Genomic DNA, 15,883 nt, shown 5'->3' on the forward strand with positions numbered 1-15,883 from the left:
GCCTTGTTACCGAAATAAAATGGTAACAGGGCTTTTGCCATGCCAAACAAATCTTCATTTATTACGCCTTTGCCTGGTGAACAAGCTCGGAAAAGGCACCGTACAAACCAATTGCCCCGTACTGCTGTTGGTACTCCTTTATCATCCCATCACGAACGATTTTCCCATTCATCAAGAAAATCGCCCGATCCGCTACCGCATCTGCCACCTGCAACTGGTGTGTCGTAAAGAGAACGGATTGACCCGCGAGCTTTACTTCGCGCACCAGATCGACAAAGGCATCCATCCAATACGGATCGAGTCCGTTGGTCGGTTCATCGAGGACGACGAGTGCAGGCTTGGCCAATATCGCTTGGGCAAACAAGAGGCGCTGCTGCATACCTTTGGAGAACTGAGACACCCGTTTGTTTCTCACTTCATGCAGTCCCACCATTTTCAGCAGTCGATCTGCCTCTTCTGGGGTGCGATTGCGCAGGGAAGCATAAAATTCGAGCGTTTCTTTGGCAGTAAGTCCGGCAGAAAACGTAAAGTGATCCGGCATATAACCGATTTCTTGAAGATACTCTACGCGATTATCGTTCCAGTTTAACCCGTTTAGCTGAATGGTTCCCGAAGAAGGTGGGAGAATACCGACGAGCATCCGCAGGATCGTACTTTTCCCTGCACCGTTTCCGCCGCATAGGGCGACGACCTGACCGGGTGCAATGTTCATACTGAATGGATGGACGATTGTTTTTCCATTGATTTCCTTGGTGACCTGATCGATGGTAAGTCCTAACGTCTTCATCGCATTACCTTCTTTCCCATACCCGGATGGCTATGAACAAGGTCGCACTGATCCAGAGCAGACTGAGTGCGACAAAAATAAGATCACCAAGCGGAGAATCAGCCCAGTACACCCATTTGTAGTATTCAGGTCCAAAGATCGAGCCTCCGCCTAATCTGGCAACGGAAAAGATTCGTACAAACTCCGCTGGGTTGAGAAATGTTGCGAGCTGAAGCAGAGGCTTGATCCATGTATAAGGGACGAAGCTGAGCACAGAGATGAGCAAAGTAGGCCATGCCAGAATATAGAAGAACCAGACGCTGACCCCCATTGTCAAAGCTTGCCAACGGTTTTTACTGATAGCGCCAATCAGCATGGCAATGCCTAAAAATAACAGAATGAGACAGATGGAAAAAGCAAGCAAAAACAAGAGAGTCGAAAAGGCAAAGCTTTTTCCTAACAGCATGCCAGCTACACCAGACAACCCATACCCAAAGCTAACAATCGCGACTAACACGAGTGCTTGTCCCAAGTATTTCCCCAACAAGAACGAAAAGGTCGTCATGGAGTAGGTAGAGAGGAGCTGCCAGCTTCCCTCTTCTTTTTCGGCCGTCAAGGAAAAAGAGGAGAGAAGCATCGTCATCAGTGGCAGCAAGTATAAAATCAGATTCAGCATGGTACCTGTCGTATACGTATAACCCTTCATGTAGGACTGCGATTGGATGATCAAGAGTCCCAAGCTAAACAGGGAGAACAGAGCCATAAACGAGTAGGACCATGGATTGCGAAAGCCTACCTTCACTTCTCGTTTGGCAATCAGATTGATGTGCAAAGACTCCACTCCCTCTGTTAGTTATGTGTGGTTGGGGTAGTACTGTTGCTTCCATGATCGGCTGGCTTGCTTTCGTGACCGCCATTATGTTGACCTTCGGAAGACTGTCCGTCTTTGTTCATATGCTTGCTCATGCCATTTTCCCAGCTATGATTTTTCAACTGTTCCGCACTCATGACAATGCCTTTCTTTTGTTCCTGAACGAAGCTGTCAGCAGCAGACTTTTCCTTAAAGGAATAGATGCCATATGTCATTGGTGTTTTGAAGTCTTTGTCATAAGCGTAGGTAGCTTGCTCTGCTTTTGTCCATTCTGCTGTGTAGTAATCGCGGACGAATTGGACAGCCACGTTATCGGTTCCATTCTCTTTCATCCAGTTGTTCATGCAGCCGAGATCATCGAACTTCAGTGCTTTTCCATCTTTTAAGACGATTTCAGTAGCATTGTGATCGTTAGGGACATGCATTTTGCACAGGTCGCACTTGTCTACGCCTTCCGCGATATCTACTGGTTTCGGCTCTTCGCTTCCGCAGCCGACCATAAGCAGGCTAATGCCGATAATTGCTCCAATTGATGTGCACCATTTTTTCATTTTGTTCATGATTTTCTCACTCCTATATAAATGATCGAACAGCTTCCTATTAACAAGATAAGTCCAAGAATGCCTGCACCCCAACCGCTCGTTTGCCCGGATTCAAGTAGCACGGTGTCCGAGGGTTGCATTAAAGGAGATGCGTCCTTGATTGCTGAGCCGGCCCCACTTGTAAACAAGCCTTCCAGAAACACGAATCCCGGGGCTTGGAAAAACAACTGGTAGGCTGGAACCGCATCGGTTAAACCCAGGTAAAACGGATTCATCTCGTACGGCAAATCACTGCGGGAATCCCCGTTCACATCGAGTCCTTGCAAATTGTCCCAGTAGTTTTTGTTTAAGTTGTTGTTTTGACTATCCTGGGCTTGCGCTTGGATGACGTTGGAGACAAATTGGTTATCGGACAATACGTTGTCAGAAGAGGACAAAAACTGCATGCCGATAAAGTTGAGACTGAGTAAATTGTTTTTGACCGTAATGCCGGATGATTGCTCTAAATACAGTCCAACGCGGTTCCCCTCAATCGTGTTGTTTGCAATCAGCGTATCCTGAACGGTAATGAGAAGAATTCCTTGCGAACCAGGATTTTTTTGCTGTTTCAGAAATTGATTCCCGGTAACCGTCAGATTGCGCGACTCCATAAGCTGGGAGCCCGTCACATTTTCCATTCCAATGTTGTTGATGACCGTCGTATCAGAGGTGCCCATGAAGTGATAGCCGTAGCGCGATTTCGTCACCAGATTTTGTTCCAGATGGTTTCGATCGCTATTTTCGACGTAAAAGCCATCTTCGACATTCGTCACCTGATTTTTAATGAAACGGTTATGATGCGATTCACGCAGGTCGATTCCGTTTCCTCGTTTCGCCTTTTCCGTTTGCTTTGGCTTTACTTCGGGCTGTGCCCCGTGATTATGTCCAGAACTGGTCGTTGGACTGCCATCGCCTTTGATTTTTCCGATGACTTGAACGTTGTGCAGCGTGTTGTAGTCTGCTTGCCGTAATTGAATACCGATCCCTTTCGTTTCAACGATGACATTCTCCAGAAAGTTTTGATCGCCACGGATGACAAGAGCGGCAACATCACTGTTGATTCGTTTGTCCACGATATGGATTCCTTGCACACTCACATTGTCGCTTTCAATCGTGAGTGTTGCCTCTTCCTCGGTCGGATTGATGATCTTCACTGGATCATTGGCTACCAATTGAATCGGCTTGGTAATACGGATAGGGCCTCTGTACAAGCCATATGGGATGGTAACGGTATCGTTTGGGCGTGCTTGATCAATCATCGCCTGCAAGGAGTCAGAATCCGCAGGTGTCGCCTTGGCTGTGATACGCAACTGTAGAGCAACGATACAAATGACGGAGACGAAAAGTAGCGGGAGAGATAATTTTCGATTGTTCCATCTTAATGACAGGGTGCATCCTCCCCTATTCCACTAGAGAGCTCTCTTGTTTATTGCCGGATAATCGGCTGCTAGCTACATTTAGGATAACAGCCTCTTTTCATTTTCGTATGACTCAACCGGGCTATAAAACGTGTCAAAAAACGCAACGATTTTAAAAAAATGGAAGGATGCGGAGGCTTAATGTCTGAGGTGGCATTGTGCAATCAAAGCGGTCATACTAAATGGGGGCGAAGGTCGAGACGAAAAGGAGAGACAATAAATGGATACAAACATAGAGAAGGCACTGCGCACAACGCTGGAATATTGGGATCGGATGAAAAAGAGCCACGAGGACGACGCGGAGGACGATGCGAATCAGTTTGAGGCTTCGTTTTACCACATGATGGGGCAAATACGCGAGTGGTACGATCAACTGGAGACGAAGCCTGATACGCTAGAGGATGCACTGCTTCTTCCGGACATGGCAGAGGTTGCAGAACAACTACCTGTAGAGATCATGCTGAATTTTGAAACGGAGCTGGAATTGATCGTAGATGGGCAAATACGGGAGGATGATGAGAAATACGATTAAAAACAGAGAACTTGTTGCATCCTATCCTTGACATGATTTACTAGAATATTGTGTTTGGGGAGGGTAAGCACAAGTGGTACCTACTCTGTTATGCGTCATTATCATCATCCTTCTTCTGCCACCCATTGTATTTTTTGGTTATATGTACGCCCTGTCTAAACAGCCGAAGCATTCCATTATTCGTTCCCATCCTTTTTTGGGGTGGATGCGTTATTTGCTGGAAAAGCTCGGGCCTGAGTTTCGCCAGTATTGGTTTGAATCGGATACAGAAGGGAAACCGTTCTCCCGTTCTGACTTTGTCGGTATGGTTTATGCGGCCAAATACAGGACTGACCTGATTTCGTTTGGTGGAAAACGCGATTACGAGAAGCCCGGCTTCTATTTGTCCAATGCGATGTTCCCGAGGCTGACGAGTGAGCTGCGGGTAGATAACGAGAAAGTCGTCCCTGGAAAAAAGTATGAGATTACCCATGAGGGACTGTTTACAAGAAGAGAAAAGTTAATCGAGGAACAAGAGGTTAAGCCGTGGATGCTGCATGACGAGGATGTCATTGTCGTGGGCGAAAACAGAAGGCAGCCCTGGCGGCTAAAAGGGATGTTCGGTGCTTCAGCTACCTCCTTTGGAGCAGTGGGAGAAAACTATATCATGTCCACGGGGTATGGGGCACGTATGGCAGGTGGCTCTTGGATCAATACAGGAGAGGGTGGCGTTGCAGAAGTTCACGTCTCAACAGGCGTAGATATTATTTCGCAAATTGGGCCGGGGATGTTTGGTTTCCGTGATGACAGTGGCAAGTTTTCGATCGAAGAATACAAGAAAAAGGCAAGCATCCCGAACATCAAAGCGTTCGAGCTGAAGTTTCATCAAGGGGCTAAAATACGCGGTGGGCACCTCGAGGGCTCCAAGGTTACGGAAAAAGTCGCGGCAGCAAGGCTGGTACCTGTGGGACAAACTGTCAATTCACCGAACCGCTTCGAATTCCTCACCAATCCGGATGAAGCCTTGCGTTTCATAGGTAGTTTGCAGGAGGCGGGAGGCAAGCCGGTTGGAGTAAAAATCGTCGTCGGCGATCAAAAGCGGTTGGAGCATTTTTTTGAGAAAATGCTGGAGTTGTCCATTTACCCGGATTTCATTACGGTTGACGGCTCTGAGGGCGGTTCAGGAGCAATGTTCAAGGCTATGGCAGATGGCATGGGCTTGCCGCTTTTCGCCGCGCTCATCATCCTCGATGATACGATGCGGAAATTCGGGGTACGGGACCGCATCAGGATTTTTGCTTCCGGCAAGCTCGTTACCCCTGACAAAGTAGCCATCGCCATGGCATTGGGAGCGGATTGCGTCAACTCCGCGCGGGGCTTTATGATTGCAACTGGTTGTATTATGGCGATGCAATGCCATACGGGTAAATGTCCGACAGGAGTCACTACGACGGATTCCAAATACCAGGAGGCGTTGGTTCCGGCAGAAAAGCAGTGGCGTGTCATGAACTATATTTTGCAGTTGAGGGAAGGCTTGTTCTCGCTGGCGGCAGCATGTGGCTTGGAGAGTCCGACAGAGCTTAGGAGAGAACATGTCGTGTTTACCAACGAAAGCGGGGAGACCATACGTGTGGTTGACTTGTTTCCATACCCGGTCGTGTCCAGATAAGTATTTACAAAGAAGATAAATAATGGTAAGGTGAATAAATCAGGCTATAGTACACCTTCCTTCTAACCCAACTAGCGATTAGGGGTACTGCTTTCCTGATTTTTTTTACGTATAGGAATTTATAAGCGGTACGCTTATGAATTCCGGAGCGCATGAAAACTTTCCGCTAAAACGCGATCACTCCTCCATGAATAGGCCTCGATAGAGGTTTTCTTATGCCCATGAAAAAATGAAAAAGGCCGTATGATCCTGTGCAAGCGATCATGCGGCCTTTGTTTCTGTTTATCGATTAGGTTATCGTGTTTTGCCCAGGCTTCCAGTCCATCGGGCACAAACCGCCTGATTGCAAAGCTTCGATCACACGGAGTGTCTCATCTACGCTTCTGCCCACCTTGGAGTTGGAGATGAGCGCATATTGCAGGATGCCTTCCGGATCGATGATGAAGCTGCCGCGCAGCGGAGCTTTGGTTGCTTCGTCCAGCACACCGTATGCAAGGGTCGCTTCTTTGCTGTAATCGGCAGCGAGCGGGAACGAGAGTGGACCGATGCCTTCACTCGATCTCATCCAGGCTTTGTGTGTATGTATGCTGTCGCCGCTGATGCCAAGCACCTCGACATTCAAATCCGCGAACTCCTTGATCCGGCGGTTGAGGCTGAGGATTTCCGTCGGGCACACTTTCGAAAAGTCAAACGGGTAAAAGAACAAAAGAAGCCATTTTCCACGATAGTCTACCAAGCTCTTTGGCAGGGGAAATCCGTTGTCAAACGTAACGGTGTCCATCGTAAAATCAGGTGCAGGAAGTCCAATACGTGCTGTCATAAATCGATCTCCTCGTTTCTGATACCGTATGTCAGGTACTGGTAACAAAGTATCACGAATGATAAGGAGAATCAATTAGTTCGGAATTTCAGAAGTGTTGTGGAGCTTTTTTGCATCGTTCTTTTGTAGAAGGAAGAAAACGATTGGAAAGAAGGCGACCAAGAAACAACAGGCGGCGAGAATCGGAAATACGGATATTTCCAAAACAGCACGACCGAGATAGGTTTGCCAGCCGATTGCTGCTAAACCGAGCAAGTAGGCGATACCTGTGAGATGGATGAATCCAGTCCGAGCAGTGGACACGTACTGTTTACGTTCCACTAACCAAGCGACAAAAGGTACTGCTTGCAGAGCATGAAAACCAATACCATGGAGCCAAATGATATTCCCTTCCTGGCCGACCACTCGACCGTTGTTGAATGAAATCCAGAGGCCTGCCGCAAACGATAGCATAATTGCAATCATTGCATAGCGGATGCCAACGGCCAGCTCTGGGTGTAGGGAATAAGCTTTTCTGCGGAAAAACTGAATGGCAATGAATACATAAAAGAGGACCAAGAGAAGAGCCACAAACGTAAAAATGGAACCGACAGCGACGTCGAAGGGTGTGCCATTTTTGACGAACCTCGGGTCCACGCCGCGAAAGTTTTGTACGGTTTCTGCTCCGTAAGAATAGAAAGCAAGCAAGATATAAGACCAGCGAAAGAAAGCTTTACTTCGCGTGCCCAGAGCAGATAACGGCATAATTGCGGCTGTCGACAATAAAAATATTCCGACTGCGGCATTAAAGGAAAACGCTTTCGAGACATCGCCATTAGGAGCGACGGGTCCTCCATACAGCATGACCCAGGTTGCGCATATGGCAGCGAGTAAGAAGCCAAGCAAGCCAGTATACACTAACCATTTCTCCCCTTGAAAGAAAGGGGGTGCTGGACGACTTTTCATAACAGATTGATTCATGAATCGAGTTCTCCCTCCTGTTAAGTTTTGGTAATCTGCTACTCACTTTACAGGGATGAAGAATGCGGAATAACGGGCAGCGGAATGAAATCGAATTAGGTCCGGGGACGGATTTATATCTCGTTCCTGAGGGAAAGCTTTACCACCAGGAAAAATTGAAGTAAACTGTATAAAAATTACAAAAAGGAATAAAAAATCAGGCTATCGTACACCTTTCTTCTGAGCTAAAGGTTTGGTTCACCATTAGGGGTACTGCTTTCCTGATTTTTTTCGTGATGCCAATGAAAAATCAAATCTACCTTCGCCGGAAAAATAAAATCATCGTACATCAGGGGCAGCATGAACTGCCTACCTCTTATTTAGCTGCGGCTTTGCGTAATATAGAGAGCTTGGGCTATACCTTTTCACTGGAATTGCTAGAAAGAATTCGGACGCTGTCGGAAGGAGAGTTTTTTGCGCTCTATTCGGACGTGGTAGCAGTACTCAAGGTAAAGATCGGGGCATCCCGCCAATACAAGCCGATGTATCCGAATTTTCCTAAGCAAGTCATGGATGCTAGCGAGGGTGAGCTGTTTGTAAATGCGATCATTCATTATTTGACATTGGACCTTCCTGTGCACGAAGTGAAAAAACGTTTGCCATTGCTGAGAGAATCTCGCCTGAAGCTGATTCATTTAGGCACAGACGAAGAGCTACTACAGATAGGAATGAACTTGCTGCGCTCCAATAGCTCGCTTTCTGTTACTGACAGGGAAGACTTGGAGGGCTTGATTCAGGCCTATGAAGACATCGCAGAAGCTCTGCCTGCGGAGATTCCCCAGAAGGAAAACGTCGCAATCGCTGCTAGCTTGTTGCTCAAGTATGACAAGCTCCCTGCTACTTTTTTTGCCCACTATTGCAAGACTGCGACAGATGTATTGCGACTGGCGGTGGCGATGTCTGACGGGGATGTGAGCTTGGCAGAGCCTGCGAAATTTCGCAAGTTCAAACGCGGGGAGAGGAGGCTGCTCCTACGCCTGCTGGAAGTTAGCTCGAATATTGTAGAAGACATGAATCGTTACAAAAACAGATGGATTCGTCTCGGGGAAATCTTGCATCCGTTTGAATATAAGGATCGTTATCCAAAAGCGGCAGAAGCATTCGATATTTTGCGCAACAATCACAAGGTCGAGACGTTCAATAGCCAAGTAGAGCAGGCGTTGGTCCGTGCGGATGTGAATGCGGCGATCAAGCTGCTCGAACAACGTCCAGGGGAATTTGCCCGTCGTCTGGATCATTTGTTGCGTTTGACGGAGCAGGGGAGTCCAGTCCTTTCTGCCTTCGAGAAAATTGCGGATGGTGTATCGACTCCCGTTCTTTTGCAAGTCATGAATCACTTTGACAAACGGGATAGCTATGGGGAATGGCGGACCTTTTTTCCGAAAGGGCAAGTGGCGAAAGTACAGGCAATCGAAAACCGCGTGCCAGGGCTGCAAGAGGACATCAGGCAGAAGGCAGCGGATATTTGCCGGACATCATTGTTGAACCGTTTTGCCCAATTGCCGTCGCTGGGCAACGTCTATATCGACCCGCGGCTACAGGAGCATCTCGTTCCGTTTTCGATGCGATCCGCCAGCAAAGCACTACGCACGATTGCACGCGGCTCCCGGCTATCGATCCCGGATGGAGGAACGATTCGCTTTTTCCTGTGGTGGAGGGAAGGGATCGTCAACGATGTCCCTACAGGCAGAGTCGATATCGATTTGTCTGCCGTGCTATATAATGAAGACTGGAAATACATGGAGCATATTTCCTATACCAATCTGCGTTCCGAAAAGTATCAAGCGTGCCATAGCGGGGATATTGTGGAGGCTCCCAAAGGCGCGTGCGAATTCATCGACATTGACATGGATTCTGTCATCCGCTATGGCGGTCGATATGTTGTCATGAACTTGTATTCGTTTACGAGTCAGCCTTATTGCGATTTGCCTGAATGCTTCGCAGGCTGGATGATTCGTTCGGCGCCACAGACAGGAGAAATTTTCGAGCCGCAGACGGTACAGGACAAGATTGATCTCGCCGCAAACACGCGGATTTGTATCCCGGTCATTCTGGATCTCGTGGAGAGAAAAGTGATTTGGACGGATATCGCCCTGAATTCCGATCCGCGGTTTGCCAACAATGTGGAATCCAATGCCGGAGGGGTGGAGCTGATGGGAAAAGCGCTCACCTCGTTGGTGAAGCCTACCCTGCATGAGTTGTTCATGCTTCATGCACAGGCGAGAGGGAGGTTGACTGATCAAGCAGAAGAGGCAGATACGGTATTTTCCTTGGAGAAAGGAATTACGCCGTTTGATACGGAGATCATCATGGCGGATTTTATGCAGTGATGGTTTCATAAAGGAATAAGCAAGACCGTCAGGCAGTGTATGCTGACGGTCTTTTCATTTCTTACATCGACAAAACTCCGCCATAGATTGGCTCCTGCTGCGTTTTTTGTCCCCAAGTGCGCGTACCATACTCGAAATGCCACCACTCCTGCGGATAGTTGACGAATCCGGCGGCGGTCATCAAATGATAGAGCAGTCGGCGATTGTCTCGAATCTCGATGTTTTTTTGGGTAGGCTGTACGAGTTCTTCATAATGGCGAGTCTCAGCCCTTTCACTGAAATCATCGAAGGCTGTGCCCATCTCCAGCCAGCCATCAGGTCCTGCGATAGTCAGATCGACTGCGCCACCGGATAGGTGAGGAGACGGTTTGGAGAGGTCTGTTGTTGGATAAGCGACGAATTTGCTCAATTCTTCCGTGAGGGCAGGTCCTTCCTGCCAGCCTTGTAAAAGCAAGGCTTCACGAAAACGTTCATACAATGATGCCTGTACCTCGAATGAGCGCCAGCCGTCCAACACGACGAGCTTGTAACCAACTGGCAGTTGCGTGGCTGCCGTGGCGAGCTTGCGTGCTGCCCCTTCTCGCAAAAAGGCTTCTGGCTGCGTTCCGGCATAGCCCTCGTGGTAGTAGGCTGGATAAACTGTGATTTGTTCACAAAGGGATGAGAGTCGGATCATTGGTTCGCCGCATTCCTTAATCGGCAGTGGGCTGGGCAGGACCATGTCTGGTATTTTTGGAATCGGAGGAATTAGCATGACTGCACACCACTTTCGACTGTTTTGCCAATAGGGTATCGAAAATTTTCAAGTAAGTAAACGGTGATTATCTTCAATTTTCTGCCAAAGACACCTCCACGAATCAGCAGCTTTTGCTTGAATCCTCGGTAGCTTTTGCTATTATTAAAGCAAGTGCTTGTCAACGAAACGAATGATATTTACATATGAAAGAGAAACAGGTCCTTGTTTTTGCGAAACCGATTCGCAGGAGCAAGGTTAAAAGGGAAGTTTGGTGAAAAGCCAACGCGGTCCCGCCACTGTAAGAGAGTAGCTGTTCTTCAAGGCATCATGCCATCCACTGCCCATCCGGGAGCGGGAAGGAGAAGAAGAGCGATGATCCTCGAGCCAGGAGACCTGCCTGTTTTATGTTTACACTGATTTCCTTCGGGTCAAAGGAAGAGGTGAGGATTGTTGCTTTTCAACTATCCGCGCTTTGTTTTTCCTAACGTACTGGGGGAAACAAAGCGCTTTTTTTCTGTGAAAAACGTCTCGACGTTTTTCATAAAAGTGGATGCGACCGCTTGCGGTCAACAAAACGGTCATGACCGTTTTGTTGCTTCGGAAAGTATGGACGGAACAGCGGAGTAAAATACGTTACTTCTTGAGGTGGTCACGATGGAGAAAAACGATAAGAAGCGGGGCTTGACCCTTGTTTACACAGGAGACGGCAAAGGAAAAACAACGGCAGCAGTCGGATTGGCTGTACGAGCGACAGGGCGCGGGAAAAAGGTGCTCATGGTTCAATTCATCAAGTCGCCGGAGCGTACATACGGAGAAAAGATTATTTTTGATAAATTGGGCATTGAAATTGTGCAAATGGGCGTTGGCTTCACATGGACGAAGACACCGGAGGAGCATCGGCAGGCATTGAAAGAAGCTTGGGCGTTTGCGAGCGAAAAGCTCTCTTCCGGAGCGTACGACGTCGTCATTCTGGATGAACTGAATAATGCATTGGCGATTGACCGCTTCCCGATTGACGATGTGTTGCCATTATCCGCAGTGTTGGAAGCGATTCAAAACAGGCCAAGTCATATCCACCTCGTGATTACGGGACGGGCAGCAAAGCAGGAGATTTTGGACATCGCAGATTTGGTGACAGAGATGAAGCCAATCAAGCATTACTACGATGAAGGGATTCCAGCTGTTCTGGGGGTAGAGTTTTGACAAGTGCAGGGGTAATAGAGACGTACGGTCACGGCGGAGATCTGCTGACCGCAGCCCAGCGCTTTGGTCGAGAGCCCGGGCAGTTTCTGGATTACAGTGCCAATATTAATCCGCTGGGGATGCCAGCAAGTGTTCGTGAGATGCTACTGGCTTCGCTGGCTGCTGTCGCGCATTACCCAGACCCTGGACATCGTGTGTTTCGTCGGGCACTGGCGAAGCGGCTACAGGTGCCGGAGGAATGGTTGCTGCCTGCCAACGGTGCAGCGGAGGCAATGGCATTGGCCATCCTCGGTCTTTCTCCGCAAACAGTTGGTGTGGTATATCCTTGCTTTTCGGAATACGCGCAACTTTCCGAGCAGTATGGAGCCAGTGTCATTGGATGCTTCGGGAAGGAAGCGAACGGGTACAAGCCCGATCCTGCGGAGCTGTACACGCTTTTTACACAATCTGATCTCGTATTTGTTGGGTCGCCAAACAATCCGACAGGAATCCTGTATCAACCAGATGAACTGCGCCAAATGGCGGAATGGACGAAAGAGACCCATACGTGGCTCATCGTGGATGAGGCTTTCCTCGATTTTGTGGAGGAAGAGCGGCAGTATACATTGGCGACGCAACTTGAGCACTATCCCCGTGTGATACTGATGCGTTCGATGACGAAAATGTACGCGATCCCGGGATTGCGCCTGGGTTATGCGATTGCCCATCCGGATGTCATTGTGAAAATGCGCCAGAAGCAAGTGAGCTGGAGCGTGAATGCACTGGCCCTTTTAGCTGGAGAGCTGTGCTTGCAGGAGCAGGCATACGAAGAACAGACGCGCAGGCTCATAAAAGAAGAACGTGCGTATTTGACTGATTGCATCCGTAGTGAATTGGGCTGGCAGGTATGGCCGAGTGAGGCCAACTTTTTGCTGCTGCGTTCGCCAGAAGGATTGTCAGCCGAACAATTGCAGGCACGGCTTGGCAAAAAAGGCGTTCTGATCCGCAACTGTGCGATGTATCCCGGTTTGACGGCGCATGATGTGAGAATCGCAGTGCGTGGACGAGAGGACAATGAACGACTTCTGGCAGCGCTTCGCGAGGTCCATGCGGAAGGAAGTGAACAGCGATGAGCTTGGTGCTGGTAACGGGCGGTGTCCGTTCAGGAAAAAGCCGCTACGCGGAAGAGCTTGCGATGACGTTGAGCAGTCGAGTCCTGTACGTGGCGACAGGCAAGGCCTGGGATGATGAAATGAAGCAGAGAATCGAGCTGCATCAGGCACGTCGTCCGCTGGACTGGGGCTGTGTGGAGGTAGGAGAGAGATTAACCGATTACCACGCATTTAGTGAGCAGTATGATGTGGTTTTGATCGATTGTCTGTCCACCTGGGTGAGTAATCGGTTAATGAGCGTCGATGAGTCTGAATGGAGAAGTCCTTCACACACGAAAGCCCTGCTGCAGGAGGCAGAGGCATGGCTGTCCCTCGTTCAGAATTCCCCGCAAAAAGTTATTGCTGTCACAAGCGAGGTCGGATTGGGCGGTGTAGCCTTGAGTCGTTTGGGCAGATGGTTCGCGGATGTGCTGGGCGATGTCAATCAGAGAAGTGCGCGACAAGCGGACGCCGTCTACGCGGTTTTGTCGGGGATACCGTGGAGGATCAAAGGATGAATGCATTTTTACACGCGATCTCGTTTTTTACCCGCATTCCGGTTCCGTGGCTTCGTCCTTCAGAGGAGGCGTGGAGAAAAAGCGTCAACTGGTATCCCGCAGTTGGTTTGGTCATCGGTTTCTTGCTATGGGGTGTACATCAGGCAGGCCTGCTGTTGTTTAGTCCTTGGATCACGGCTATTTTGACGTTGGTCGCATGGGTCTACGTGACTGGTGGTCTTCATATGGATGGGTGGATGGACCTCGCGGACGGTCTTGGCAGCAGCAGACCGAGGGAGCAAATACTTGCGATTATGAAGGACAGCCGCGTAGGTGCGATGGGAGTACTTGCTGCGATTATGCTGTTGCTGATCAAGGCGGGTGCAGTCGCAGAGCTCGCACATCCGGGATGGGGCAGTTTTTTGATTATGGCACCAGTAGCAGCGCGGACACATGTGCTTTTGTCGATCAAGCTCTGGCCTTATCTTTCGGCAGACAAAGGGATCGGAAAAGGCATCAGTGCTGGGCTTTCCGTTGCCTCTATCATCGTGAGCTACATCATCTTGTTTGCCGCAGGTTGGTATCTGGGGGGATTGCAGGTCATTACAGCCATTTTCCTGTCACTGTTGTTCGCTCTATTGTTTTCACGCTCGGTTGCAAAAAAACTGGGCGGTTTAAATGGAGACTGCTACGGGGCTGTTATCGAAAGCAGTGAAGCGGTCGTTCTGCTGGTGTTAGTCGGGAGTTGGTGGTTATGAAGCTAGTTTGGATACGTCACGGGGAGACAGACAGTAATCGTGAGCATCGATATTTGGGGCATAGTGACGTTCCTTTGAATGAACACGGGCATTTCCACGTGAGTGAGTTGGCAAAGGAATTACCTGTGCTCATCGGGCAACCTGCTGCAATCTACGCAAGCGATCTGCTCAGATGCATCCAGACTGCCGAACCGCTCGCAACTGCTTGGGGGTTATCGGTTATTCCGGAGCCAGCACTGCGAGAGCTGTCTTTTGGCGAGTGGGAGCTGATGACCTACGATGAGCTGATGCAAACGGACCCCGTGCGAGCCACAAGGTGGTATGACGATCCTTTTCGAAATCGACCTCCACAAGGGGAGAGTCTTGAAGAGATGGGGATGCGCGTGGATCGTTGGCTACGTTCCTTGTTGGAGAGAGCGGGCAAGGAGGAGGCATCCGATACAGTCGTCATCGTCACACATGGCGGCGTGATCCGATGGTTCCAAGCTGCGTGGCTCGAAAACAATCCTGACCGATATTGGCAGGTCGATGGCATGAAGCATGGGGAGGCTCTGGTGGCGGAATGCTTGGATGCGGAAGGGCAGAGCTGGATGCGACAACCCCTGAAGAGTAAGAGAGGGACAACATGACAGAAGTATGGATATTATGCGCGGCCTACTTGATTGATCGGGTGGTAGGAGACCCCCACAGCCTGCCCCATCCAGTGATCATCATGGGCTGGTGGATTACACGATTGGAACGGGTCATACGTTCTCTCGTTAAAAGTGAGTCGCATTTGAAGCTGGCAGGAGTCCTATTCCCGCTCGTGATCGTTGGTGGCAGCTACGCTGTCGTTTGGCTACTCCTGTGGGGAGCAATGTTCATCCATCCGGTGCTTGCCTGGATCTTGGGTGCTTGGCTGATTTCCACGACGATTGCGACAAAAGGCTTAGCCGATGCCGGTATGGAGATTGCCCGTCATCTCGTGGCTGGGGATATGGAAGCGGCGAGACGGTCCTTGTCCATGGTAGTCGGACGCGATACAGAGCGGCTAGATGAACCGGAAGTATGTCGGGGAGCGGTAGAAACCGTGGCAGAAAACATCGTCGATGCGATCGTCTCTCCGCTGATTTACGCAGCGATTGGGGGAGCACCGTTGGCAATGGCGTACCGTGCCGCCAACACCCTCGACTCCATGGTTGGCTATAAAAACGAGAAGTATAGGAATCTCGGCTGGGCATCTGCCCGCTTTGACGATGTACTGAACTACATCCCAGCCCGTTTGACAGCTTTGTTGCTCGTTGCCGCAAGCTGGCTGCAGCGATTGGATGGGAAGCAGTGCTGGGCAATGATCCGAAGAGATGCGCATTTGCATCCGAGTCCAAACAGCGGTTTGCCGGAAGCCGGAGTCGCTGGCGCATTAGGCGTGCAGCTCGGGGGGCTGAACTATTATCAAGGTGTTGCGTCGAATCGGGCAAAAATGGGAGATGCGAAGCGACCATTGCAGGCAAGTGATATTGTCGCGACGATTCGTTTGATGTATCTCGTTTCGCTCTTATGTCTGCTCGTTAGCGTGATGATATCGATTTTATTATAAACAGGAAGCGAAAAGGGG

17 protein-coding genes and 1 riboswitch are annotated in these 15,883 nt (G+C 49.5%); of the genes, 10 read left to right on the top strand and 7 right to left on the bottom strand.

Going from position 1 to position 15,883, the window contains the following annotated elements:
- Positions 1-61: 61 nt before the first annotated feature.
- Genes AB432_RS06675 through AB432_RS06690 form a run of 4 tightly spaced genes read right to left on the bottom strand, consistent with a single transcriptional unit; the run spans position 62 to position 3,486 of the window.
- Positions 62-787, bottom strand: a complete 726-nt coding sequence (locus AB432_RS06675; protein WP_048031578.1) for an ABC transporter ATP-binding protein — start codon at positions 785-787, stop codon at positions 62-64.
- Positions 788-791: 4 nt separating this feature from the next.
- Positions 792-1,598, bottom strand: coding sequence for an ABC transporter permease (locus AB432_RS06680; protein WP_048031579.1), 807 nt, complete (start codon positions 1,596-1,598; stop codon positions 792-794).
- Positions 1,599-1,615: 17 nt separating this feature from the next.
- Positions 1,616-2,197, bottom strand: coding sequence for a nitrous oxide reductase accessory protein NosL (locus tag AB432_RS06685; RefSeq protein WP_048031580.1), 582 nt, complete (start codon positions 2,195-2,197; stop codon positions 1,616-1,618).
- A complete protein-coding gene (locus AB432_RS06690) occupies positions 2,194-3,486 on the bottom strand; it encodes a right-handed parallel beta-helix repeat-containing protein (RefSeq protein WP_048035722.1) in 1,293 nt (430 codons plus the stop codon). Before AB432_RS06690 ends, AB432_RS06685 begins: the two co-directional genes overlap by 4 nt.
- A 370-nt stretch (positions 3,487-3,856) precedes the next feature.
- Here AB432_RS06690 and AB432_RS06695 point away from each other — a divergent pair, with 370 nt between their 5' ends.
- Together AB432_RS06695 and AB432_RS06700 are read left to right on the top strand one after the other, a co-directional pair.
- Complete coding sequence (locus AB432_RS06695) at positions 3,857-4,168, top strand: hypothetical protein (protein WP_048031581.1); 312 nt, start codon at positions 3,857-3,859, stop codon at positions 4,166-4,168.
- A gap of 73 nt (positions 4,169-4,241) precedes the next feature.
- Positions 4,242-5,816, top strand: coding sequence for an FMN-binding glutamate synthase family protein (locus AB432_RS06700; protein WP_048031582.1), 1,575 nt, complete (start codon positions 4,242-4,244; stop codon positions 5,814-5,816).
- A gap of 289 nt (positions 5,817-6,105) precedes the next feature.
- On the opposite strand, the gene AB432_RS06705 is transcribed toward AB432_RS06700, so the two are convergent.
- Together AB432_RS06705 and AB432_RS06710 are read right to left on the bottom strand one after the other, a co-directional pair.
- On the bottom strand, positions 6,106-6,636 hold the full coding sequence (locus AB432_RS06705) for a peroxiredoxin (protein ID WP_048031583.1): 531 nt from the start codon (positions 6,634-6,636) through the stop codon (positions 6,106-6,108).
- 75 nt (positions 6,637-6,711) lie between these two features.
- Positions 6,712-7,596: a hypothetical protein gene (locus AB432_RS06710; RefSeq protein WP_048031584.1), complete on the bottom strand. Its 885-nt coding sequence runs from the start codon at positions 7,594-7,596 to the stop codon at positions 6,712-6,714.
- Positions 7,597-7,877: 281 nt separating this feature from the next.
- On the opposite strand from AB432_RS06710, the gene AB432_RS06715 reads away from it, so the two are divergent.
- Positions 7,878-9,965, top strand: coding sequence for a TerD family protein (locus tag AB432_RS06715; RefSeq protein WP_082195881.1), 2,088 nt, complete (start codon positions 7,878-7,880; stop codon positions 9,963-9,965).
- 61 nt (positions 9,966-10,026) lie between these two features.
- Here AB432_RS06715 and AB432_RS06720 read toward each other — a convergent pair whose 3' ends face one another.
- Complete coding sequence (locus AB432_RS06720; RefSeq protein WP_048031586.1) at positions 10,027-10,719, bottom strand: M15 family metallopeptidase; 693 nt, start codon at positions 10,717-10,719, stop codon at positions 10,027-10,029.
- A 181-nt stretch (positions 10,720-10,900) separates the two neighbouring features.
- A riboswitch (cobalamin riboswitch) is annotated at positions 10,901-11,117 on the top strand.
- A 34-nt stretch (positions 11,118-11,151) separates the two neighbouring features.
- Between AB432_RS06720 and AB432_RS06725 the strand changes: the two genes are divergently transcribed.
- From AB432_RS06725 to cbiB, 7 genes are read left to right on the top strand one after another with little or no spacing between them, the layout of a single operon-like run.
- On the top strand, positions 11,152-11,328 hold the full coding sequence (locus tag AB432_RS06725) for a hypothetical protein (protein WP_235617629.1): 177 nt from the start codon (positions 11,152-11,154) through the stop codon (positions 11,326-11,328).
- 27 nt (positions 11,329-11,355) lie between these two features.
- Positions 11,356-11,904 (top strand): cob(I)yrinic acid a,c-diamide adenosyltransferase, encoded by a 549-nt coding sequence (cobO, locus tag AB432_RS06730; RefSeq protein ID WP_048031588.1) that lies wholly within the window; start codon positions 11,356-11,358, stop codon positions 11,902-11,904.
- Complete coding sequence (cobD, locus tag AB432_RS06735) at positions 11,901-13,016, top strand: threonine-phosphate decarboxylase CobD (RefSeq protein WP_048031589.1); 1,116 nt, start codon at positions 11,901-11,903, stop codon at positions 13,014-13,016. The genes cobO and cobD overlap by 4 nt, the downstream gene beginning before the upstream one ends.
- Positions 13,013-13,552, top strand: coding sequence for a bifunctional adenosylcobinamide kinase/adenosylcobinamide-phosphate guanylyltransferase (gene cobU, locus AB432_RS06740; protein WP_048031590.1), 540 nt, complete (start codon positions 13,013-13,015; stop codon positions 13,550-13,552). The genes cobD and cobU overlap by 4 nt, the downstream gene beginning before the upstream one ends.
- Positions 13,549-14,289 (top strand): adenosylcobinamide-GDP ribazoletransferase, encoded by a 741-nt coding sequence (gene cobS / locus AB432_RS06745; RefSeq protein WP_048031591.1) that lies wholly within the window; start codon positions 13,549-13,551, stop codon positions 14,287-14,289. The genes cobU and cobS overlap by 4 nt, the downstream gene beginning before the upstream one ends.
- Complete coding sequence (locus AB432_RS06750; RefSeq protein ID WP_048031592.1) at positions 14,286-14,918, top strand: histidine phosphatase family protein; 633 nt, start codon at positions 14,286-14,288, stop codon at positions 14,916-14,918. Before cobS ends, AB432_RS06750 begins: the two co-directional genes overlap by 4 nt.
- Entirely contained in the window at positions 14,915-15,865 is a 951-nt protein-coding gene (cbiB, locus tag AB432_RS06755) for an adenosylcobinamide-phosphate synthase CbiB (protein ID WP_048031593.1), read from the top strand. The genes AB432_RS06750 and cbiB overlap by 4 nt, the downstream gene beginning before the upstream one ends.
- Positions 15,866-15,883: the final 18 nt, after the last annotated feature.

This window comes from Brevibacillus brevis (assembly GCF_001039275.2).
Classification (GTDB): domain Bacteria; phylum Bacillota; class Bacilli; order Brevibacillales; family Brevibacillaceae; genus Brevibacillus; species Brevibacillus brevis_C.